The sequence below is a fragment of the Bradyrhizobium sp. USDA 4506 genome, from assembly GCF_054058795.1.
In genome coordinates this window covers 1516517-1539815 of record NZ_JBSSBM010000002.1, presented here as the reverse complement: position 1 = coordinate 1539815, position 23299 = coordinate 1516517, and the positions used below count along the sequence as shown (strand labels likewise).

Below are 23299 nucleotides of genomic sequence, written 5' to 3'. Positions count from 1 at the left end.
GACTTTGCCGCGCAGGGCTTTTTCGGGTAGATATTTTGCAATGACCGACCAATCCCATCAGGTGGACTTCCAAGCTGCGGCCCACCTTTACAAATGGCCTTCTCTCAACAACTCCAGGCGAGAGGATCGCGCGCCCTATATGGTCGTCAACGGAACGCTCGACCAATGCATTCGGGATTTCATGGGCAAGCCCGAGAAGACGCGACATCTTTACGAGATCCGGACCAAGTCGCAGCCTCCCCTCGTCCCCGACGTGCTGTCACCCGAGCATGTGATCGAGCTTTCCAGGCTTCGCGAGTTTCTCTGAGGCGCGCAACGAACGCGATCCCGACGCGTGTCGTTTGCGGGCCGACTTATCCATCTGTCGTAGGTCTGGTGCCGGATTGTTTGCCCCTCGGCGAGCCGGTACACTTGCTTGACTCCCTGACTGACCGACGTCCGCGCCGACATGATTGATCCGCTTCGACCCCGCTGAGGCTCGCACGTCGCCTGCACGGGAGCGGAACGGCGGCACGGCCGGTTGATGGGGTATCGCGAGGCGCCGCATGAGGTTCAATCTGGCGATCCTGAGTGTGCTGGCCGCAAGGCCCGGGCAGCGGATCGCGATCGACGAGGTCAGCCGCGAGGTCAAGCGCATGATCGCGGCCGGCGATGAAGCCACGCAGTCGAAGCGGCCGTCCGAGCTTGGCGACGCCGACGTCTTCCAATCGGGATGGGCATCGATCAACGACGCGGGCCTGCAGATCACCGATTCGGGGCTCTCGCTGTGGCGCTCGCTTGAAGCCGCCCGCATCGAACACGGACCCGATCGACAGGAAACGGAACGATTGGACGCCGCTGCGGCCGACACGCGCCATTACGTTGCGGATACTGCGATCGACCGTCCCGACGACGTTGATCTCGAGCTCCCCGGCATGACGCGCGAGGACCACGATGGCCGCCAGCCATCCGGCGAGGGCCGTTCGACTACTGCTCCCGACATTCCCTCGGCGCACTCTCCGATCGTCCCGGCGCCTGCATTCGGCTCCTTTCAAGAGGCGAACCGGGCGGTGGCTGCGCGGCTGTCCGGTCTGGTCAGCTTCCTCGGCACGATCAAGCCGAAATTCGCCGCCGCGCGGCAACGGCGATCCGCGGAGGATGTCCGGGATCGTCGTGCCGATCGTCGAGGCGGATTGACGGGGCTGGCGGTGGCTTGCCTCAGCCTGATCTCGGTCGTCGCTTGCGTTGCCGCCGCGATTGCGCTTGGTCAGCTTTCTTCGCTGAAGTCGGACATGGCCGCGTTGCGGCGGGAGATCGCGCCGCTGAGGGAACGCCTCACCAGACTCGAACAGGTCGAAGTCGCAAAACGCGAGGCTGCCCAGCAGCAAGATGCGCAAGACAAGGCCGAGGCGGAAAAGAAGCTGCCTGACGGCGCAGGCGAACAGGCCGCGCTCAGCCTCTCGCGTGAAGAGATTCAGTTGATAAGAGAGTACATCAAGGCCGCGCCTTCGGCCGGCGCAGCTGTCGCGCCGATCAATGTCGGTGATCCCATCACCGGCGGAATGATTCCGCTGCCTTCATCGCTGACGGAGAAGGTGCCGCGGCTTCTCGGTGCGAGATTCGCCACCCGCAACGGCGCCATCGTCATCAGCACACGAAACAGCCGCCGCGTCGATGCCGTGCTGATGCCGAACTAGATCGTGGCGAGGTCAAGTCGCAGGGGCGAGCTGCCAAAATATCGAAAACAACCCCATGCAAAGGAGCCGGCGGACCCGGCAACTCGACGCGCCGGGCAAAATTTGGTATTATCATACCCCTAAGAAATCATGCAGAGGCTCGTGAACCGCTGTCAACCTACGGCTGATTGTTCGGCGGCCGCTCGATGAAGCGCCGGCTGCCGTTGAGAAGCTCGAGGTTGTTGGCGATGACGGGGTTGCCCGGATCGAGCGAATACGCCTTCTCGAACTTCCGCCGCGCGCCGCTCAGATTGCCGCGCAGCATGAGGGAATAGCCCTGATCGTTGAGGATCTGGACGGTCTCGCCGCCAAGCCGGATCGCCTGCGCATAGGCCTGATCGGCAAGGTCGAAGCGGCGCAACTTGTCATAGCTCGCCGCGAGCCCGACCCAGGCCGTCACGTCCTTCGGCGCCTTCTCGACCGCTTCCTTGAAATAGCGCTGCGAGATTCCGTAATTGCCGCGGTTGTAGTGCTCGAGCCCCATCCGCACCGGTTCGTCGGAGGGATAGTATTTGACGTCGGTCGGCTCCTGCACCGGGTCGCCGCCCGGCGGATCCACGGGGGCGACGATCGCCGCCTCCCGCGTCGTGTAGTCACAGGCCCCAAGGCCGGTCGCCAAGCCGCAACAGATCAACGCCGGTGCGAGGCGATGCAATCCTCGCCCCGTTCCCCAAGTCCAGCGCATCCCCCGCACCATTCGAAGATCCATCGCAAAACTACCTACGAAAACAGACGGCACGATCGAAATACCGAGGTCCGCCGAAACCCAACGTCGCACTTCCCTTCCGAATCCCCGCCCCGGCACCTGGCCGACGCTGCAAGGACACTACCTGCCGCCTCCTCCGACCCCGACGGCCACCGATCCTCCGGTCCCTGCTCCCAATCCGGTCGTGTTGACGTTCTGAATCGTGGTGACCGGCGGTGCCTGGCCCATCGCCGTCGTCGGAGCGCCCATGTCGGGGAGCTGATCCAGCGGGCGTTGCTGAGTGCCATAGCGCTGCACGGCACCGTTTGTACGCCGCGCGTCATACGCGATCCTGCGATCGCCGACATAGGCCGGCCATGGGTGGATCGTGTGCGTAGCGGCGTTGACCTCTTTGGCGTTGCCGGCGCTCATCGTGATGGTGTCGGAACGCTGGACGTAGCGGTCCATCTCGTCATGCCCGTAAACGCCGTAGCAGCCGCCGAGCAGGAAGGGCGCGAGCAGAGCGAGGTATCTGACGGTCATCTCTCGCCTCCCCTAGTTCAAGGTCTTCACGACCGGCTGGTTCGCACCGACAGCCGGTGGCGGAGCCGGTACAACGGCGTTTGGCGCGATGATGTGACCATAGGGTCCCTTCACGTCGCCGCCGGAATTGACGTAGTCGTCGTAACGCTTGCGAACTTCCATCTGGCCATTGAGGAAGAAATCGACGTCGTTGGCCGGCAGGCGGGAATCGAGCGGCGACGCCAGTTGCTGGCCGGGCGCCGCCGGCGCGACGAGGCGCGGCGTCACGATGATGACGAGGTCAGTTTCCTGCTGCTGGTACGACTTGCTGCTGAACAGGGTTCCGATGACAGGCACCGAGCCGATCCACGGCAGTTGCGAGACGTCCTGCCGGTTGCGGGTTTGCAGCAGGCCGGCGATGGCAAAGCTCTGGCCGTCGCGCAATTCGACCGTGGTGCGTGCGTCACGGCGGGTCAGCGCCGGGATCGTCGTTCCAGCGATGCTCACCGCGTTGGTAAAATCAAGTTCGCTGACCGAGGGCTCGACGCGGAGATTGATCACTCCGCGCGACAGCACGGTCGGCACGAAGGCCAGTTCGACGCCGAACTTCTTGTAGTCGATGCTCACGGTTGGCAGTGCGCCCGGGACCGGCGACGAGGCGACCGGCACCGGGATCTCGCCACCCGCTAGGAATCGCGCAGCATCGCCCGACAGCGTGGTCAAGTTCGGCTCCGCCAGCCGGCGGGCCAGCCCCTTCGTTTCCAATGCGGTAATCAGAAGGTCCACCGAACTGCCATTGCTGGTTCGAAGAATGCTCGTCAACAGGCTTCCGAATGGGGGCGCAGCTACGCCGCCGGCGGAACCAACAAGCGTTCCGATCGTTCCGAGCAGCGGAAGACTGCCAGTGGGAGGAGCGCCGACGTTGCCGTTGACACCGCCAATGGGCGCCCGCCCTACGGCCCCCGGCACTGCCCCACCCAGCCCCGTGTTCGCAACATTGGTGCCGTTGGCGTTTGCTGCATAAAGATTCACGCCGAGGTCGCGCCCGGCTTCGCGGCTGACCTCGAGGAAGCGCACCTCGAGCATGACCTGCTGCGGCGCCGCAACGCTCATGGCATTGACGACGATGGCGTCCTTGGGAACGCTGCCCTGGGCAATCGTCATCGCCCGCTCGGCGGAGACGGCATCGGCGGCCATTCCGCTCAGCACCACCTGCCCTTCGGAGGCGGACACGCGAATCCCGCGTGTGCCGGTGCCGGCCTGGATGTTCTGCTGCAGATTGCCGATATCGAGCGTCACCTCGACATCGAGAATGCCGATCTGCTTCATCGAGCTGTCGAACAGGATGACGTTGGTGGTGCCGGTCTTCTTGCCCTGGACATAGATCAGGTGGTCGCTCAGCGACTTCACGTCGGCGATTTCGGGCGAGCCCGCGACGATCGACGAGAACGCCGTATCGACCCTGAAAGTGCGCGACTTGTTGACGGTCACCCTGACGCGCTGGACGTCGCTCATCTCGCTGACGAACACGCCGCTGGACGACGGCGCCCGCCGGTCGGCGGCGGCGGCGGGATCGGCGAAATGAAACAGGGCGATCGCAGCGCCAAACGCCATCGCGCTCAAGGCAACCAGCCCAAGTCCCGCATCAACCGAAACGCGACTTCCCATCATCCCAATCCCCTTCGCCGCGTCTCCGCGACGATCCCCGTAAATCTACGACCTCGGCGTCCCGATCACTCCCGTTCGTCCACCACGCCGTAGAGTTTACAGTCTGTCCGACTACAAATCGTTACTCGCGAAAATTCCCATTTCCCCGCGCACCGAGTACTCACCCGGGTCGCAAGGCCGCTAATGGCGGCTCAAAGATCATCCCCCGCCATGCACCTCGATTGCAAGAAGAGAGGTCCGCCCGGCTGCGGCAACGCCGGAGAAAACTCCCCGTTGTTGCCAGCGCGCACCACTTCCATAGCCCGCCCGGGCTATTTCCGGCCGCCCAACGGGCCGAGCCGCTCCGCCGGCCGCCAGGCCGGCGCCGCCGATCAGCCTCGCCGAATCGAGGCTCCTCAGAAAGGAATCGTGGTGGACGCGCTCGGCGCGTTCAAGGACGTGCCCCAGATCGGCATGATCATGGCGAAGCCCGACTGGGATGCCGTCACCGTCAGCGCCGAGGCGCCCGCCGTCGTGGTCACCGTCGGCGTGAGACTGGCGCCATACAGGAAGGGAGCAGCGTCCTGCTTTTCTGCGGCCGACAGGTAGTCACCGGTACAACCGGATGGCGATGTGCCCCCGACTACAGCAGGGTTGTAGCACCAGACGATGTTTGCCCGAGCGGCAGCAGCCGCAAGCATGCGTAACGATTGCATCGTGATTGCGTACCGTCCGAAATCAAAGATGGCGAAGATCAAAGTGAACAGAGGCACGGCGACCAGGCAAAATTCCAGTGCCGCCACGCCTCGCTGATCGAGCTTCCTCATCATGGCACCAAAAGAACAACTTGGGTTTTCGCAACTGTACCGGGAACGCAGCCGTTCGTGTTCAAATAAGCATTGCCTGTCATTGTCAGAGTGTTGGCTATGACCTGTGAACAAGTCGTATTCGCGTTCGCGCTTGTACCGCTCCAAGTCACATCCACATTTGGAAAGTACATGGCGCCACCAAGGTTGACGGTGGCACCATTGCCGTTGACGGTGACAGCATTGTTGCTCTTGTTCGGCGCCTGATCATCAATCAGAACTCCGGCGAGTGCCGGGTAAGTAGAGTTGCTGGAAGGGGCTGAAAGGCTAACCGAAGCGCCGCCGCTGATAGAGATTGACGAGTCCCCGAGCAATACAAGGGTTACGCCCGTGCCCGAGACGGTGCCGCCGTTCAGTTTGATCGTTGCGTTATAAAAGAAATAGGTTCCCGGGTTAAGCGTTACCGTATCCCCGGTCGTGCAGGTCAGATCGCCGTACAGATTGGCAGTGGTGTTCGGCGACAAAGAACCGCTACATGACAATTTGGTTGTTTTGCCTGTCGCAGAATTGAATGAAGCCGAATCCAGCGCCTGAAGTGGATTCATCGCAGTTGGCATGAAGTAGTTGTACGGGACACCGGGACTGCCACACTGATTGGCGTTCGGGAGGCAGCCTTTTGCGGCGTCGACGGCCCAACCCGTTCCGGTGAAAGTTGGAGCGCTCGAATATTTGACGGTGTCGTTGGACATCAATCCGCAACCATTTCCGGTGTTGGTGACATTGCCGCCGATTGTAAGCGCGCTGTTGTTCGGCCACCTGCCGAGGCCCAATGCGCACAGGTCTTTCGGGTTCTGCACTTGGGCAACGGCCGTCGCAGCTATGTTGACAGTGGACAAGCCGAGTACCGCCGCCAAGTATGCGCCCTGCTGCTGGCTTACGGTGGCCTGTACGAATTCTCCGCTGTTGCCCTTCCATGATGCAAGCGAAGCAATCGTGACGACCTGCGAGACGCCGGTCGGAAGGCTGGGCACACAAATGGAGCCCGGATACGACGTATCACCCGAGTTACAGAACGCGTTCTGCGCGGCGAATTGTTTGCCGCGATAATCCATTGTCTGCGTATCCGCGCACGTTAATGATCCAAGAGAACACGCCAGTCGCAAGGCGCCTGAATAGGCTGCCGCATCAGCGGCATTCTGCGCACGCTGCTTGATAACGTACCAAGATCCCGCCTCGGCGCCGAGCGCCATCACTCCGATCAGAGGTATCAAGGCGACGACCGTCGCGAACGCGACTGAACCTTTGCGGCAATGGAGCATGTTGCTCATCGAATACACCTATTGAAACCGTTCAGAATAAGACAGCGTGTACGTGCAGGAACTGCTGCAAAGCACCGATCTTAACACCATAGGCGCAAAGGTAATTGTCGTCGTATATGAGTAGTATTTGGGCGAGAGCGAAGCATCAGAACAGCCGGTCTGATTGTCGCCGCAAATGACGTTCGGATCGCTCATAGGATAACGCGGATCAGCACTTGCCCTCGAACGCACAGTTGTGAGCCAAGTCGACGTGCTCGTGACATCAGTCGGCTGATTGTATTGCAAATATTGTCCAAACCCACGTAATGCCGCGAACGCCTGGATATATTGAAAGCCCGCCAGCGCCAGGTCGGCAAGCGGCAGCAGAATAACCAGGAACAGGAAAGCGAAAACGAAGAGCATCTCGAACGCGACGGCGCCGCGTCGATCCGCGATCAGAGAACGCTTGCCGTTCACACGGATTTTCCAGCTTCGCATGGCCGCTCACCAGACATAGGGAATCAATCTCCAGCGCGACGCCTCGTAGCTGGAATATTCAGGAAGCGTGCGCCGAAGCACGTCCTCCTCGTAATGAATTCGCCAGACCTGGATGCAGATGTGCAGGATCAGCAGGCCTACGGTCATCCAGCTCAGATGCTGCAGCACGACACCAAGGAACACGATCTCTTCCGACAGATAGAGCGGATGCTTGATCCACCGGTACGGCCCGGTTTGCACCACCGAACGCGCCTGCGGCACCAGGCTGAACGACCGTCCGAGATGGCGGACGGTCACGAGGATCATGATCATGCCGGTCAGCACGCAAACCGCGGACAGCAAATTCGGCAATGCGCCCTCGGTCTTCTCGAAAAACGTGATCGTCCACGGCCAGTAGGTGCCGACGAACGCCGCAATCCTCGGCAGCAGGCCTTCGGCCTGCGCCTTTGCGGGACCGCGGATCAGGATCAGCAGCGCCAGCATCAGGTAAAACACCGCGACGAGAAAGTTCGAGACGAGCGACGGCCATGGCTGCCCCGTCTTCGCAAGATTGGTTGTCACGGCAAGTCCCAACAGCAGGAACCATGCGCTGCCCAAGAATCGGGTCGCCCGATCGTAGGCCAGGTTCGTCGAAAGACTCATTGCAGCTGCGCTCATGGCTCAATTGCCGAGGTTGGAGAATGTACGGATCAAATGAAGGAACGGGCTTCCGCCCAGAATGACGAACATCGCCGGAAGCAGAAACAGCACCATCGGAACGGTGAGCTTGGCGCCCAGTTTGTGCGCCCGCTCCTCGAGCTTGGTGATGCGTTCCCGGCGCAGGTCGACTGCGATGCTGCGCAGCGCCTGACTGAGCGGCGTGCCATATTGCAGGCTCTGGCTGACCATGGTGCCGAAGCGACGGAGGCCCTCCGACGTGGACGCGAGCTTCTCGAAGGCGTCGGCACGGTTCGGCAGGATCCGGAGATCATCGAGAAGACCGCGCAGCACGTGGGTGATAGCGGGATTGGTCTCCCGCATCTCCTCCGCCACACGCTCAATCGCGCTCTCCAGGCCCATGCCGGCTTCGCTGCAAACCACAAGCAGATCGATGGTGTCCGGCGTGCCGAGCCGGATCGCGGCATCGAAGCGTCGCTTCACGACCAGCAAGATCAGGCGCGGAATCATGATTCCAAACGCCAGGCCAAGCAGCGTGAAGATCATCACGTCGGTGAACGGCCGTCCGAGAATCTGCGAAACAGAGAAAGCCGCGATCGGAAACGCAAACGTGCTGACCGTCTTGAAGCCGATCCAGATGGGCAGGGTTCGATAGTGATTGAACCCTGCCGACTGAAGAACCATCCTCAGCTGGTCGAGATTCTCCTGGGCGTAGTAACGCCTGTAGCGCATGCCGACCGATGAAAGCCAACCGATCAGATCCTTCGAATTCGATCGATCGGAAATGCCCAGCACGGCATTCGAGACACGCGTGTCCAGGGTGCGCAGATGTATCTCGCGAATGACCAGCAGGAAGGTCGCGGCCGCGAGTGCGACGGCAAGCGTGGCAAAACCGAGAACAGCCGTCATAGGGTGGTTTCCCTTCTGACCATCCAACGGATCACGAAATGCCCGATCAGGACCGAGCACGCCGCATAAGCGAGCAGCACGTTTCCTTGTGGATCGAACAACAGCAGGTCGACCGACTGCGGATTGATCAGGTAAAGCATCCCGCCGATAACGACCGGCGCGCAGGTGAGCGCACGCGATGAAAAGATGACCTCTCCGGCCAAGGCCTTCGCACGCGCCGCCAGCGCAACCCGCTGACTCACGGTCTCACCCAACGTCTGCAGCGTTTCCGCCAGGCTGCCGCCGGTCTTCAATTGCACCGCGAGGGTTACCGCAAACATCGCATACTCCGACACCTGCGTTCGCTGATAGATCTCCTCGACGGCCTCCTCGGGCGACCTGCCCAGGTTCAATTCATTACAGACGATGGCAAATTGCCCGGATGTCGGTTGCGGCATCTCGCGGGCGATGGTGCGAAAAGCTTCGTGGACGGGCAATCCGGACCGGACAGTGCTCGTCACCAGCTGGACCGCATCGGGAAGCTGCTGGAAGAGCTGGTTTGCAAAGCGCTGTTGCTGCCATCCGAACAGGCCGCGCACGACCAGGATGGCGACGCCGGCAGCCGCAATGGCCCCATAGGAGCCAGGGAACCGCAGGAATCCATTGACGTAGAGAATTCCCGCCGCTGCCATTCCCCCTGCAAGCAGCACATAGACCGGCCGAACGACATACACCATATCAGGGCGGTAATTGGCGAAGCGCTGGAGCGCGCGCCAACGCGACGTCTTGGCCGCGCGACGGATGGACACCAAGGCTGCTGCTTCAGCCGTCGGCAGCGCAATCTCGAGCTGGCGCTCCATTCGTCTCTGTCGTGCGTCGAGCCAAAGGGTGTTGGCCCCAGCACACAACAGAAGCACCAGAACGATGATCAAGGGCGTCGACATCAGATGTGCCTCATCGCTTCTGCCCAGGCCCGATCGAGCCCGTAATAGACGAGGCGGCTCTTGAACTTCGGAACCGCATTGGTGGAGCGATAGGTGCCGGATATCCGCCCCTGGACATCCTCGTCCTTGTACTCGAACAGCGCGATGTCGTTGGTGGTGATCACCTCACCCTCGAGGCCGATCACCTCGCTGATCTGCACGATACGGCGCTGACCATCCCGCATGCGCTCGACTTGCACAATCAGATCCAGGGCGGCGACGATCTGGGAGCGGATTGCGCGCGACGGCAGATTGACCTGCCCCATCTGCACCATGTTCTCCACGCGCGTGAGCGCGTCGCGGGTACTGTTGGCGTGCACGGTGGAGATCGATCCATCATGGCCGGTGTTCATCGCCTGCAGCATGTCGAACGCCTCGGCGCCGCGCACCTCACCGACGACGATGCGGTCCGGACGCATACGAAGTGCGTTCCACAGAAGGTCGCGCTGCGTCACCTGGCCGGTGCCCTCGAGGCTGGCCGGACGGGTCTCCAGACTGATCACGTGCGGCTGCTGAAGCTGCAGCTCCGCCGCGTCCTCAATCGTGACGATGCGCTCACTATGGTCGATGAACTGACTCAAGGCGTTCAGCAGCGTCGTCTTGCCGGAACCGGTGCCTCCGGAGACCAAGACGTTAAGCCGGCAGCGGGAGGCGATCTCCAGCAGCTGTCCAAGCGCGGCGGTCATCGAGCCGTTTTCGATCATCCCGGCGATGTTCAGACGCCGGTTCGGAAATTTTCGGATCGAGATGCAGGGGCTATGAATAGCCAGCGGCGGCAGGATGATGTTGACACGGCTGCCGTCCGGCAGACGGCAGTCCACCATCGGGCTGGATTCATCCACCCGCCGGCCGACCTGCGAGGCGATCTTCTGTGCGACCGAGGCGATATGGTCATTGTCGCGAAACCGGACCGCGACCCGCTCCAGCTTGCCGGCCCGCTCGACATAGACGTTGCTCGGCCCGTTGATCATGATGTCGTTGATCGTCTCGTCGAGCAGAAGCGGACGCAGCGGCCCGTAGCCGGTCATGTCGTCGGCGATCTCCTCCGCCAGGAAGAGCTGCTCGCGGCCCGACAGCTCCAGCCGCTCCTGGTTGGCGATGCCGTGGATGATTTCCTCGATCTGCCGCCGCAGGACGTCGCGGGGAACGGTCGCGGCCACCGACGGCTCGATCTGCTCGATGACCCGTTCGCGCAGGGATGCCGACATCACCGGATGGTGGGTCGCAGGTTCTTCATGCTTCGGCGCCGATGCAAACAGGCTGGACGCCGGTGACGCCACGCTCGGTTCCACCGGCGGCAAGGGTGGCGGCGCCGGCCGCGCGCTTGGCGCCGCTGCCGGGGCGTCCGGCACCGCTGCGGGCATCCGCACTGGCATTTCGTCTGCGCGCCTGCCGAACTTTTTCATAGCCCGAGCCACCTCTTCCACCCGGCCCTTTTCTTGGCACCGACGCCGGTGATTTCCCGTACGATCGGGGCAAGGTGGCGCCGCAGACCGGATACGTGCTTCAGAGCCGGAACGCCGAGGTTGACCGCCTGGGTCATTCCCTTGCCGAGATCCGGGATCACCATGTCCGGCTCGGCGCCCAACGCCTTGACGATCGTCGCCCTCGGCAGACCGCCGGCGCGGTCGGCACGATTGAGCAGGGTAAACACCCGATCCTTGCCCGCGATGTTGGTGACGGCGTTGCGCAGCGCATGGGCATTGCGCAGGCCGGTTACTTCGGCCTCCAACAGCACCAGCACATGACGGGACATCTGAATGACCGGATAGATCGATGCCGGGAACGGCACCGGCACATCGACAACGACGTAGTTGAACCGCTGACGGAGCAGGCCCAGCACGTGCCGCACGCCGGCTTCGGCGATGTCGAGCTTGGCATCGAGCTCCTCGTCGCCGGAAATCAGGCAGACCCGATCGTTCACCTCGATCGCGGCCCGTTCGAGAAACAGCGTGTCGGCCCGCATCGGGTTTTCAAGGGCGATGCGGAGGCCGGGTCCAGGACGAACGCCCAGCATCACCGCGGTCTCGCCGCCCTGCAGATGCAAGTCGAGCAGCGCCACCTTCGCCTTGGTGGTTTCGGCCAGTTGCAGCGCGAGGTTGATCGCGACGCTGGTCGCTCCGGCGCCGCCCTGCGCACCGCAGATCGACACCACGTGCCCGCCGCGGTCGTTCTGGGCCGGCGCGACGTCCCCGATCAGCTTGGGACGTAGCTGGTCGAGCACCATATCCCTAGTGATCGGCGTCGGCAGGTATTCAGTAAGGCCGATCTCCATCAGCTCGCGGTAGAAGATGATCTCCCTGTTGTCGCCGATCAGGGCCACCTTCACATCGGGCGGACAGACACTGGCGAGGCGCTCCAGTTCAGTGAAGGGATCATCGATCCCGCTGATGTCGGTCACCAGCGCGTACAGATCGGTGTCGGTCTCGAGCATGCGTGTCGCATGACGGATCGTGCCGCGCCGGATCACCAGATTGCTGCCGTCGAGACCCTTGCGGAGGGCTGCCGCGCTCAGCTCGTCATTGACGAAGCAGACGATGCGGTTGCGCGCGACAAGAGACGTCGTCTCTTCGGGTTGTTCCACCACTGCCATGTTCGCACTCATCAACGTTTCTCCGGTCCCTTGCCGACGTCACTCGCTGCCGCTGTGGTCTGACGATCGAGTTCGGACGGCACGTCGCAGCCCGCGCGGGCGTCGTCGTCAAAATCCTGTCTCCTGACCGAGTATTGCTTGACCTCGCTGCCGGTATAGATCGCGACCGTCGTGCTCTGGCCGGCAACTGCACTCTGGCGCGCCAGTTCCGGCGATACGTCGCAGCTGGACGTTACGCTTGTGTCGGCCTTGTCCCACTGCTCGGCCGCAGCGCGGATGACGAGCGACAGCGTTCCGAGTTGCTTTGCGACGGCCACCTTCTTGACCTGATCCGGCTTGAGCTCCAGTGACACGGTCTGTGCCGTCTTGCCCGGGACGGCATTGGTGATCGGACGCCCGCCTTGCGCAATCTCCTGGTCGATCGCGATCACGCGCACATTGGACAGAACGGTTTCGCTGACGGCTCGCTTCACCGGCGCGGCCTTCTCGAACACCTGGGTCAGCACCACGTCGACATTGTCGCCCGGCCTGATCAGACCGGACACACCGGTCTCCTCGTCGACCTTGATGCTGATGGCGCGGCTGTCCGGCGCCAGGACGCTGGCAAGGAAGCCGCGATCCTTCGGACGCAGGATGTCGTCCAGTGTAATCGCGCTGCCGGCGTCGACGAACTTGCGAACCAGCGAACCGGGCAGCCCGGCCTTGGAGTCAGGCGTTTCGAGGATCGCCCCCGCGGGGACACGGTTCGGTGCCGTCTGGCGCACCGCGAAATCTTCGTCCCGCGCGAGCGTTCCCTTCGACAGCGGGCGTGTGGCGACAAAGTAGCCGACCGTCGCGGCCGCAGGCACAGGCGCAGGCTTCTCTTCGACTGCCTGCGCAACAACCGGATCTGCGGGGCGGTTCATGCTGTAGGCGATCATTCCAAGCGCCGTAGCCGCAAGCAGCAGCACCATGATGATCGAGACACGGAGAGCGGACGACATGTCAAATTCCTTTGCTCAAAATGGCCCAGATACCGCCGCATGCGATGGCGACCCCGTAGGGAAGCGGTGCATGTCGCAAATGACGCCAGCGCTCGACCGCGTAGACCCGGCGCATCAGCGATGATCCGGCGGGCGCCAGCTTCGGTTGGGGCAGACGGCGCATCATCAGATGCACCGCGGCCAGAACGCCGCCGGCCAGTGCAGTTGCCGTCAACAGTTCAATCACGCCGGTCAGCGGCAGACCGATCGCCAGGGCAACCAGCAACTTGACGTCGCCACCGCCGATCGCTCCGCGTTGGTAAATCACGAAGAGCGCCAGGAACAGGATTGCGGCAACGATCAGCGACTGGCCGATCTGCATCGGACTGGCCAATTGGCCGACGATCCCAAGGAACGCCAGCGCCAGACAAATTTCGTTTCGGATCAACCGTGTCGCGATATCGATCGTTGCGACATACAACAACAATGCGATTTCCAGACACAAGGTCGTGGACGCAATCCAATTCATGAAATAATCGCCTTAGAAAAATGGCGGGGGGCAAAAAATAATGCCCCCCTCCGGAGCGCCGTCCCTCTGGACTTAGGCGCTAACCGCGTTGGCAACCGCGGTGCCGATCGAAGTGAGCGAGGTGGTCAGAACACTGCCAATGCCACTCGCGGTACCCGTACCGAACGCTGCGGAAACGGCGGCGACGATACAGGCGGCGACGATCACGTACTCGAACGACACAACGCCGTCCTTGTCCGTGCGCAAACGCCTCAATACTTCTGTGACCTTGATATATGACTGCAACATAGGAGAAAGCCTCCTTAAGGCTCGCGCACATCGCAATCCGGTTGACCGCTGTTGACAGAAAGAATCTGCCAACAGCATTCAACATCCGGAGTTAAGCGGAGACTGCGGTGGCGACCTTGCTGGCGATCGTGGTGATGGAGGCGTTCAGAACCGAGCCGATGCCGCTGGCGGTACCCGTACCGAACGCAGCAGAGACGGCGGCCACGATGCAAGCGGCGACGATCACGTACTCGAACGACACAACGCCGTCCTTGTCCGAGCGGAGACGCTTGAAGGCTTCGGTGGTCTGGATGTACAGCTTCAACATAGGAAAATATCCCTTTTACGATGAAATTTACTCAATACGTTGGCGGGGGGCAAAATCCGGGTGCCAACTAGCATTTTCTTATAATGCGTCGCGAGAAAACTGTCGATTGGTAATCCTTTATTAACCCTACCGGCGTAGCGGCGCACACCTTCTCCTCGGCGAGGCGCTCCGACAACGATGCACGAAACCCCTTAAATTGTAGGACTTTCGACATTTCACACTATTTCAACTTCGCTGCTCCGTGCGAATACGGTGACAGCGTCGGACGTGATGCTGTCACGACAACGACCTCGGAGGTGACGGTGTCACGATCCGGTTCCATTCCCCGATGGCCGTTTGCAGGATTGCTCGTTTCAGTAGCAGGTCCCCGAATCCCCTCCGAGCCGGCCGCAACTCTCCCCATTGGATTGCCGCCACTGCGTGACGGCCAGCGGCGGCTTGCTCCCGTCCGCGGGCGCGGCCGATAGCCTGCTGCGCTCCTCTTCGAGGAGCTGCGAATGCAGCTTCTGGATCTGGATGTTGCGCTCGAGCAGGGACATCGTTCTTGTCTGAACCTGCTCGGCCAGCGCCTTGCGCAGGGCGTTCTCCCGGTCGAGCAGTTCGGGAAACGGCAGCAGCGGACGTACGAGGTCGGTCGCCTTGATCACGCAGGACGCCCGCGCCACGGCTTGCGCGATCTGATCCGGAAACGCGCTCCGGCATTCCGCGAGCGCGCCGCTCAGGTTGACCGTTGCCGCCGTCGGTGTCGGTACCGGTGTCGCCTCCGGTATCGTTGTCGCCGCTGGTGCCGGCTCTGTGGGCGCTGTTGCCGTCTCCGTTGTTGGCTCCGCTACCGGTCCCGCCTCCTTTTCGATGGCCTGGCGAGGGGCGCCGCAACAGGACAGCAGGATGCAGAGCGAAGCCACGAGTGTGCACCGAAAGGAGCCCCTTAGAGCTTGCAGGACCCTTGACCAGGTCACCCCACGTGTCATGGGCTCAGTTGGTGACGCCGAGCGCAACCGTCAGCCCGCTCAGCGCAACCACGAGAACGCAACCACTCCGCGTTGCCACGCCGGCGCCCCACGCCAAGCCATGTCGCGGCTGAGCCGCGAGCGGTGAACTGGCAGCCGCCACCCTGCCCCCGATCCAGCTCAATCATCGCAAACCCATGTCGCGGTCATTTCTGTCGGAACGAATGGTTGAACGACATGATGAGCGGCCCGACGATATACTCGAATGCGGTACGCTGGACGGTCGGGATCATGACGGTGGCCGGCATGCCTGGATAGAGGTGGATATTGGGCATGCTTGCGAGTTCGCTCTCATCGATCCGGACGAAGGCGACGTAATACGGATTGTTGGTCTTCGGGTCGGTAAGACGATCGGCCGAGACTTGTGTGACATCACCATGGATGATCGGCACGATTCGCTGCTTGTAGGCCGTCAGATGAACCTCGGCTCGCATGTTCGGGCGCACATCGCTGATGTCCTCGACCGCGATCTGCGCCTCGATTGTCAGGAGATCCTGATCAGGAACGATATCCAGGATCTTGTCGCCTCGCTGAATGACGCCGCCAACCGAGAATACCGAGAGGCCAACGACCCGGCCCGCGTAAGGAGCCCGGATTTCCATACGCCCGAGCACGGCCTTGGCGTTCATCGTCTTCGGGATCACCTCAAGGATCTTTGCCTGGGTATCGCGCAAATCCCTGGTGACGTCGGTCATGCGATCATTGTCAAGCTGCGCGATCTGTTGATCTTGTTCGGCAATCGCCTGGCGTGCTTTGGCAATGCTGGCGTTGGCGTCCGCGATCTGCCCCTCGAGACCAAATGCGGAGCGTTCAAGCTGCAGAATTCGCGGGCGTGCGATCAATCCACGCGCGACCAGTGGCGCGATGTCCTTGGCTTCCGCACGGACCGACGTGATCTGGTCGGTAAACGACTTGACCTGGGCTTCGGCGCCGGTGATCTGCGATCCAAGCTGGTTGATCTTTTCCCGGATGACGCTGCGCTGGCCCTCAAGGGCGGACCTGCGGCTTTCAAACTGGCTGACCTGCCCGTTCCAGACGCTCTTCAGATAGGGGTCGCCGGCACGCGCATTGAGGTCGTCAGGCATCGAGAGCATCGAACCGTGATCGAGCTCCGTGAGCAGGCGTACCTCAGTGGCCCGCAGCACGAGATATTGTTGGGAAAGCACATCGTACTCGGCCCGCGCCTGGGTCTCGTCAAGGACGATCAGCGTATCGCCAACGTGGACCTTGTCGCCCTCCTTGACGCGCAGCTCCTTGACGATGCCGCCATCGAGATGTTGTACGCTCTTGCGGTTGCCGTCGACCTTCACAACGGCGTTGCCGACGACCGCACCATTCAGCGGCGCGGTCACGGCCCATGTGCCGATGCCACCGAAAAAGACCGCAATGATGATCCAGCCGACCAGCGCGACCCCGCGGATGGAATCGCTCGGCGCAGAATCAGCAAGCTTTCTCGGAGGCGCTGGCGCCGCGGGAGCTCCCTGAACGTTGACATCCAAGATGGCCATGAGCTGCCCTTTAAATCGCCTTACCCTGGACCGCAGGGACCGGCACAGGACGCGTTAGACGCGCCAGGATCTCGGCTCGGGGACCGAACATCTCGGCGACGCCATCTCTCAGCACCAGGATCTTGTCCACAACCCCGATCGTGGCCGGCCGGTGAGACACGATGACAACCGATGTTCCCAGCTTCTTGAGCTGCAAGACACAGTCCGCAAGCGCCGCGTCCCCGTCCGCATCCAGGTTCGAACTTGGTTCGTCGAGCACCACGACGCTGGGATTTCCGAACACTGCGCGCGCCAGCCCAATCCGCTGGCGGTACCCACCCGAGAGGATCGATCCACCGTCGCCGACCTGCGTGTCATAGCCCTCGGGCAAATGCAGGATCATCTCATGCACGCCGGCCATTTGCGCCGCACGGATCGTCTCCCGATCCTGGCCTTCATGAAAGCGGCTGATGTTGGCGGCGATCGTATCCGCGAACAGCTCGATATCCTGCGGCAGGTAACCGATATGCTCGCCCAGCGAGGTTTTGACCCAGCTGGAGACCTCAGCGTCATCGATACGCACCGCGCCGGCAGTCGGCAGCAGGACGCCCACCAAATGCCGCGATAGCGTCGACTTGCCCGCACCCGACGGCCCGATAATGCCAAGCACCTCGCCCGGCTCGATCGCAAAGGTCACGCCTTTGAGGATCGGCTTGTTGGACCTTGGGGGGACAAAGGTCACGCCCTCGACCGACAATCTCCCTGTCGGCCGAGGCAGCGAAAGTCCGGGACCTTGGGCAGGACTGGCCGACAACAGGTCCCGGATCCGCAGAAAAGCGGCTCGTGCCGACACCAGATTGCGCCACGAGCCGACGAGCTGCTCCACCGGCTGCAGGGTGCGTCCCAACAAGATGCTGGCTGCAAACATCGAACCGGCGGTGGTCATCCGCTCGATGACGAGATAGGCGCCAAGGCCGAGGATCAGGGATTGCATCGCGAGCCTGAGAAAGCGGATCAGGCTCTGCATCGTTGCCGCGCGATCGCTCGCCACGACCTGTCGCTCGAGCATCCTGTCGCGATCGCGACGCCAACGCTGCAGCAGACCATCGGTCATGCCCATCGCGCGCACGACCTCGGTGTTTCGCAGACTCATCTCGGTAAAGCTATAGTTGCGCGCGGAGCTCTCGCCAGCCTCCATCAAGGGCAGCTTCACTCGCCATTCGTTGAGTACCGCCATCAGGATAAGCAAGCACGTGCAACCGAGCGCAAAAGCGCCAAGGAACGGGTGCAGCACGAAGATAACGGCAATGTAGATCGGTGCCCACGGCAAGTCGAAGACCGCGTTGATGCCGGGGCCGGTGATAAACTGCCTGAACGTATCGAGATCCCGGAGCAACTGGCTGCGCGCGCCGCCGGCATTGGCAGACCGATCAATGATCGCCGTCATGACGCGCGCGGCGACCTGCTGATCGAGCCGGACGCTCGCTCGGGTCAGCACGCGGGCACGGACGGCGTCCAGTCCGGCGAGCGCCATAAATGCCAGCAAGAGGGCTATCGTGAGCATCAGCAACGTGGTCTCGCTGGCGCTCGAGATCACACGATCGTAGATCTGCAGCATGTAGAGCGGGCCCGCCAGGTACAACAGGTTGATGGCGAGGCTGAACATACCGGCCGTCGCGAAATATCCCTGGCAAGTCTGCAGCAGGCGCCTAAGCTCGTCCGGCCTCTTGAAATGCGCGCTCACACAATCCGGCGGATCTCCGCCCCTCTTATCAAGATGACCGCCGGACCACCCGGCAAGGCTAAGAACCAATTGGCGATAGCTAAAGTTTTTGTGTAATTCGGCCCGTTGGTTAGCATGGGCATCGCTGGTCGAGAAAGCGATCCATGCTCGAAAGGTAAAGACGCCCGTAGAGCTACGGAGCTTCCCATCGCCGCAGCCTGCCCTCATTCTGCCTTGCGGGCCGATCGTTCGACCAGGTGGGTCGGAGCGCAAAGACGGCGTGCATCCAGCACCTACCCTGACGCGGTCTGCCGTCAGGTCCGGGATCTTTGCCAAAACAGGCACCGCATCGGTTGGATCGATACGGTGCCTGCATCTCTCGCGCTGACTATCGTCAGACCAGGTGCTCCTGGCTCAACGTATGCCAGAAATTGTCCGTGGCATTGGTATGAAGGTTTTCGAACGTGCCGTTGTTATTCCAGGCAACGTTCGCGCCATCCTGACTCACCACCAATTGCCCCTGATTGAACCACGCCAGCGCGTTCGCGATGTCCTGGCCGTTGACCATGATCGGTCCGCTCCCGTCCGCGGGGAAGACGGCCTTGTCGGATCCCCACGTTCCATTCCAGCTGCCGCCCCCGGCTCCAAGCACCACCTGGTTCTTGGAGACGGTAGCCTCCGAGTTCGAGAGCACATCGTCAGCGAGAATGCCGCCAGTGTCCTTTAGCCAAGTAATCGCTTCGACAACCAATTTCTGGGGTTCGAGGTCTGCAACGCCATATTTATTCCAGTCGTTGTTGATGTTGAGCTGCGTCGCGATCAGCTGGGCCAGCATGATAGCCCGCGGATCGCCGAGCTTGGCGGATGACTCGAGCGACTGCGCAAGCTTGAGATCGATCGTCAGATTCACGCCGTCGTCGGCGTTACCGTCGTGGTCGGTATCTCCCAGTATCAGCAGGTTGTTCTTGTTCGGGTTAGCCTCGGCCCCAACGTCTGAAGAACTTGTCGTCTTTCCGAGACCGTCCTTGCCATCCCAGGCGTCAGTGTGAGACCCCCAGTAGCCTTGGGTCAAAGTATAGGCCGGCTTGAACAGATAATTCGCGAAGTCGAGCCCGGTCTCGTCATGGCCCGATGTTCCAACGATGGTGTAACCATCCTGTCCAACGGTCTGCACATAGCCGCTCGGTAACACCTCGTAGACCGTCTTGCCCGCATAGCCGGGACCGAGATCATGGAACGACCATGTGCCATCGGCGGCTGTCGTCGTCCATTGATCGCCCTCGCCGGAATCCCATACGCCATTGTGGTTGGAGTCGGTCCAATTGAAGACCTTGTTGTCGTTCAGGTCGATGTAGATCTTGATCTTACCAAGCCCGACATCGTCTGCCGTGATCCCGTCACCGGTCTTGTCGAGGTACTTGGTGCCGGAGATGTCGAACTTCTCGAAGTTCGCGAAGTTGTTGCCGGTGCTGTCGGTTCCGCTGGTCGGCGTGATCGTGTAGCCGGCCGTGCCGTAGGTCTGCGTCCAGCCGTTCTCGCCGATCTCCTTCACATAATACTTCGCGCCGGCGGCAAGCGGACCGAGGTTGTCAAACGACCACGCACCCGTCGTGGCGTCCGTCTCCGTCGTATCCAGCTGCGTCAGCTCGCCGTCCTGGACCTGGCCGTCCCCGGTGTCGACCCACTTGTAGAGGTTGATCGTGAACGTCTGGCCCGGCGTGCCCGCATGATCGTCGCCGCCGAGCGCTGCATTGTTGTCGAGCCCGTCGACGTCGGTGTACTTGGTGCCGGAGATGTCGAACTTCTCGAAGTTCGCGAAGTTGTTGCCGGTGCTGTCGGTTCCGCTGGTCGGCGTGATCGTGTAGCCGGCCGTGCCGTAGGTCTGCGTCCAGCCGTTCTCGCCGATCTCCTTCACATAGTACTTCGCGCCGGCGGCAAGCGGACCGAGGTTGTCAAACGACCACGCACCCGTCGTGGCGTTCGTCTCCGTCGTATCCAGCTGCGTCAGCTCGCCGTCCTGGACCTGGCCGTCCCCGGTGTCGACCCATTTGTAGAGGTTGATCGTGAACGTCTGGCCCGGCGTGCCCGCATGATCGTCGCCGCCGAGCGCTGCATTGTTGTCGAGCCCGTCGACGTCGGTGTACTTGGTGCCGGAGATGTCGAACTTCTCGAAGTTCGCGAAGTTGTTGCCGGTGCTGTCGGTTCCGCTGGTCGGCGTGATCGTGTAGCCGGCCGTGCCGTAGGTCTGCGTCCAGCCGTTCTCGCCGATCTCCTTCACATAATACTTCGCGCCGGCGGCAAGCGGACCGAGCTTGTCAAACGACCACGCACCCGTCGTGGCGTCCGTCTCCGTCGTATCCAGCTGCGTCAGCTCGCCGTCCTGGACCTGGCCGTCCCCGGTGTCGACCCACTTGTAGAGGTTGATCGTGAACGTCTGGCCCGGCGTACCCGCATGATCGTCGCCGCCGAGCGCTGCATTGTTGTCGAGCCCGTCGACGTCGGTGTACTTGGTGCCGGAGATGTCGAACTTCTCGAAGTTCGCGAAGTTGTTGCCGGTGCTGTCGGTTCCGCTGGTCGGCGTGATCGTGTAGCCGGCCGTGCCGTAGGTCTGCGTCCAGCCGTTCTCGCCGATCTCCTTCACATAATACTTCGCGCCGGCGGCAAGCGGACCGAGGTTGTCAAACGACCACGCACCCGTCGTGGCGTCCGTCTCCGTCGTATCCAGCTGCGTCAGCTCGCCGTCCTGGACCTGGCCGTCCCCGGTGTCGACCCACTTGTAGAGGTTGATCGTGAACGTCTGGCCCGGCGTGCCCGCATGATCGTCGCCGCCGAGCGCTGCATTGTTGTCGAGCCCGTCGACGTCGGTGTACTTGGTGCCGGAGATGCTGAAGTTGTGGAAGTTGATGAAGTTGAGACCTGATTGCGTGCCATTGGCGGCCACGGTCACGGTAAATTCGTCGGGACTCAGCGGTGAGAGCTGGGTCCATCCCGACGGGAGATCTTCGCGGATCGTGTAAGTCCCTGCAGCAAGCCCCGTGAACGAAAAATTGCCGTTGGCATCTGTTGTCGTCGAGACTTCACCAGCGTCCAGTTGGTTGTTGTCGTTCCCGTCGATATAGATCGTCCAGCCGGCAAGATGGGTCTGGTCGCCGGTGGTCTGCAGGCTGCCGTCGGCGTCGACCAGCTTGGACCCTGAAATTGTCGCGGTGCCCGTGTTGATCTTCGCGACGCTCCATTCTTCGAACGTGCTGTCCTGCACGTAGCTAATGCCGTCGACTGTGCCCTGATAACCAAACGCCGAATACAACAGCACCTTCGACGTCGCGTCCGCCCCTGCGGCGGTGAAGTCAGAATTCGGGATCAACACCCGGTAATTGGTCTGGCCGTTGCCTGCATTCAGATCCTTGAGAGCTATCCATCTGTCGGCGCCCGCATCGAGATCGTAAACGAGGGTGCCGCCAGTCACCCCGGTCGAGGCCGTGCCGTCCTGTTGAAGCGGCCGGTCCACGCTCGAGACGGTCGCGAGGCCCGCACCACCGATGTAAACCTGAAGCGAATCCAGCGAAATATAGGCTTGGGCGTTGTCGCCATTGCCCGCTTCACCGAGATCCAGACGAAATTCCCGATATTGGATGCCGCCGACCGTCACGATCGGCACGTCGCTCAACGAAAGCGAGTGCGTGAAGGTCAGATTGTCGATGTCGTCCAGCGGCGCTTTCGGCGGGGTCCGATAGTCGGTGTTGAACCCCTCCTCCGTTGTTGACGAACCGTCAGTGTCATTCGGTGCGCCATTGATGCGAACGAAGGCGGTCACCGAGCCGCTGCCGGTGCCGCTACCTGTCACTTCCTGGAAGATCGCGTTGCCGACGTTCCCCTGGGAGCCGGCTGTCGTCAAAGTAAGCGCTGCAGGGTTCGCGTTCGGGGTGGCGAATTGGACGACGGGCGTATTGCCGTTACCGGCATCCGTGAACGTGGTCGTCGCAAGCAACCCCGCGGTCTGGTCCATCGCGCTGAGCACGAACGACTCTCCGGCCGCGTCCTGGCCGACCGCCCACGTCGTCTGGATCACCCCGTTTGCGACCCCATCGAGGTCCCCTGCTCCGCCATCGGTCACCGTCCAGGGCTGGCTCGTGCCGGAGACGTCCTTGCCGAGCGTGTCGCTCACATTGAAGGTGACGGTGTCTCCGATTCCGCTTTTCGCTGTGAAGTATGCGGTCGAACCTGGCGCGTAGTCGGGAAGATCTGTTGCAACCGAGAAGTTGGCTAGATCGGTGCCAAGAAGAGTCGAGTCATCGACGAGCACAAATGCGTTGGTGCTTGGGTCGTATTTGTAAACTGACATGACCAAAATCCTTTTGATACCAACACGACAATCCCAGGCACGTGTCGGCCGTAATCGGCTCGCTATCAGTGAGGGCGAAAAGTCCTATTGAGACGACAAAACAGACGTGCCGCCTTGCGTCACGCCTGTCGGTAGCAACAAACTGTCTAGGCAATCAGGACGCAAAACCGTCCTTCCTCTATGGCGAAAAGTTCGGCGACAATCGGCATCTGCAAAAGCACAAGAAAATCGCGTCGGCGCAAAATGGCACCGACACGGTGAAGTTGATTTTAGGTGTATTTCTGTTGGTGACGCAATAGTAACCATCAGTGGCCGCCCAATGTGGCCGCCCAGCACTGCTGCGGTGCACAATTCCCAGC

At 61.7% G+C, this 23299-nt stretch carries 21 protein-coding genes; 2 read left to right on the top strand and 19 right to left on the bottom strand.

Annotated elements, in window-relative coordinates; genetic code table 11:
* The first annotated feature begins 40 nt into the window (after positions 1–40).
* Both ACVIHF_RS09320 and ACVIHF_RS09315 read left to right on the top strand, forming a co-directional pair.
* The gene (locus ACVIHF_RS09320; RefSeq protein WP_016846025.1) at positions 41–307 is read left to right on the top strand and encodes a hypothetical protein; all 267 of its coding nucleotides are present in this window, start codon (positions 41–43) and stop codon (positions 305–307) included.
* Between the two features lie 328 nt (positions 308–635).
* Complete coding sequence (locus ACVIHF_RS09315) at positions 636–1676, top strand: hypothetical protein (RefSeq protein WP_456791946.1); 1041 nt, start codon at positions 636–638, stop codon at positions 1674–1676.
* A 157-nt stretch (positions 1677–1833) separates the two neighbouring features.
* On the opposite strand, the gene ACVIHF_RS09310 is transcribed toward ACVIHF_RS09315, so the two are convergent.
* The 19 genes from ACVIHF_RS09310 to ACVIHF_RS09220 all read right to left on the bottom strand — a co-directional run bounded on the left by ACVIHF_RS09310 (position 1834) and on the right by ACVIHF_RS09220 (position 22940).
* Entirely contained in the window at positions 1834–2400 is a 567-nt protein-coding gene (locus ACVIHF_RS09310) for a tetratricopeptide repeat protein (RefSeq protein WP_456791945.1), read from the bottom strand.
* A 141-nt stretch (positions 2401–2541) separates the two neighbouring features.
* The gene (locus ACVIHF_RS09305) at positions 2542–2943 is read right to left on the bottom strand and encodes a hypothetical protein (protein ID WP_456791944.1); all 402 of its coding nucleotides are present in this window, start codon (positions 2941–2943) and stop codon (positions 2542–2544) included.
* Positions 2944–2955: 12 nt separating this feature from the next.
* Positions 2956–4593 (bottom strand): type II and III secretion system protein family protein, encoded by a 1638-nt coding sequence (locus tag ACVIHF_RS09300; RefSeq protein WP_456791943.1) that lies wholly within the window; start codon positions 4591–4593, stop codon positions 2956–2958.
* Positions 4594–4985: 392 nt separating this feature from the next.
* Positions 4986–5396: a TadE/TadG family type IV pilus assembly protein gene (locus ACVIHF_RS09295; protein ID WP_456791942.1), complete on the bottom strand. Its 411-nt coding sequence runs from the start codon at positions 5394–5396 to the stop codon at positions 4986–4988.
* On the bottom strand, positions 5396–6703 hold the full coding sequence (locus ACVIHF_RS09290; RefSeq protein WP_456791941.1) for a pilus assembly protein TadG-related protein: 1308 nt from the start codon (positions 6701–6703) through the stop codon (positions 5396–5398). The genes ACVIHF_RS09295 and ACVIHF_RS09290 overlap by 1 nt, the downstream gene beginning before the upstream one ends.
* A 9-nt stretch (positions 6704–6712) precedes the next feature.
* On the bottom strand, positions 6713–7171 hold the full coding sequence (locus ACVIHF_RS09285) for a hypothetical protein (RefSeq protein ID WP_456791940.1): 459 nt from the start codon (positions 7169–7171) through the stop codon (positions 6713–6715).
* A 6-nt stretch (positions 7172–7177) separates the two neighbouring features.
* Positions 7178–7732, bottom strand: coding sequence for a methyltransferase family protein (locus ACVIHF_RS09280; protein WP_245311428.1), 555 nt, complete (start codon positions 7730–7732; stop codon positions 7178–7180).
* 99 nt (positions 7733–7831) lie between these two features.
* Positions 7832–8737: a type II secretion system F family protein gene (locus tag ACVIHF_RS09275; RefSeq protein ID WP_225159358.1), complete on the bottom strand. Its 906-nt coding sequence runs from the start codon at positions 8735–8737 to the stop codon at positions 7832–7834.
* The gene (locus tag ACVIHF_RS09270; RefSeq protein ID WP_456791939.1) at positions 8734–9660 is read right to left on the bottom strand and encodes a type II secretion system F family protein; all 927 of its coding nucleotides are present in this window, start codon (positions 9658–9660) and stop codon (positions 8734–8736) included. Before ACVIHF_RS09270 ends, ACVIHF_RS09275 begins: the two co-directional genes overlap by 4 nt.
* A complete protein-coding gene (locus ACVIHF_RS09265) occupies positions 9660–11105 on the bottom strand; it encodes a CpaF family protein (RefSeq protein ID WP_456791938.1) in 1446 nt (481 codons plus the stop codon). The genes ACVIHF_RS09270 and ACVIHF_RS09265 overlap by 1 nt, the downstream gene beginning before the upstream one ends.
* The gene (locus tag ACVIHF_RS09260; protein ID WP_456791937.1) at positions 11102–12133 is read right to left on the bottom strand and encodes an AAA family ATPase; all 1032 of its coding nucleotides are present in this window, start codon (positions 12131–12133) and stop codon (positions 11102–11104) included. The genes ACVIHF_RS09265 and ACVIHF_RS09260 overlap by 4 nt, the downstream gene beginning before the upstream one ends.
* 170 nt (positions 12134–12303) lie before the next feature.
* On the bottom strand, positions 12304–13275 hold the full coding sequence (cpaB, locus tag ACVIHF_RS09255; RefSeq protein ID WP_283090314.1) for a Flp pilus assembly protein CpaB: 972 nt from the start codon (positions 13273–13275) through the stop codon (positions 12304–12306).
* Between the two features lies 1 nt (position 13276).
* Positions 13277–13783 (bottom strand): A24 family peptidase, encoded by a 507-nt coding sequence (locus ACVIHF_RS09250; protein WP_456791936.1) that lies wholly within the window; start codon positions 13781–13783, stop codon positions 13277–13279.
* 72 nt (positions 13784–13855) lie between these two features.
* Entirely contained in the window at positions 13856–14071 is a 216-nt protein-coding gene (locus ACVIHF_RS09245; protein WP_050386273.1) for a Flp family type IVb pilin, read from the bottom strand.
* A gap of 91 nt (positions 14072–14162) precedes the next feature.
* On the bottom strand, positions 14163–14378 hold the full coding sequence (locus ACVIHF_RS09240) for a Flp family type IVb pilin (protein WP_028334082.1): 216 nt from the start codon (positions 14376–14378) through the stop codon (positions 14163–14165).
* 353 nt (positions 14379–14731) lie between these two features.
* Positions 14732–15283: a hypothetical protein gene (locus ACVIHF_RS09235; protein ID WP_456791935.1), complete on the bottom strand. Its 552-nt coding sequence runs from the start codon at positions 15281–15283 to the stop codon at positions 14732–14734.
* 251 nt (positions 15284–15534) lie between these two features.
* The gene (locus tag ACVIHF_RS09230) at positions 15535–16896 is read right to left on the bottom strand and encodes an HlyD family type I secretion periplasmic adaptor subunit (protein WP_456791933.1); all 1362 of its coding nucleotides are present in this window, start codon (positions 16894–16896) and stop codon (positions 15535–15537) included.
* 10 nt (positions 16897–16906) lie between these two features.
* A complete protein-coding gene (locus ACVIHF_RS09225) occupies positions 16907–18619 on the bottom strand; it encodes a type I secretion system permease/ATPase (protein WP_456791932.1) in 1713 nt (570 codons plus the stop codon).
* A gap of 373 nt (positions 18620–18992) precedes the next feature.
* Positions 18993–22940, bottom strand: a complete 3948-nt coding sequence (locus ACVIHF_RS09220; RefSeq protein ID WP_456791931.1) for a beta strand repeat-containing protein — start codon at positions 22938–22940, stop codon at positions 18993–18995.
* Positions 22941–23299: the final 359 nt, after the last annotated feature.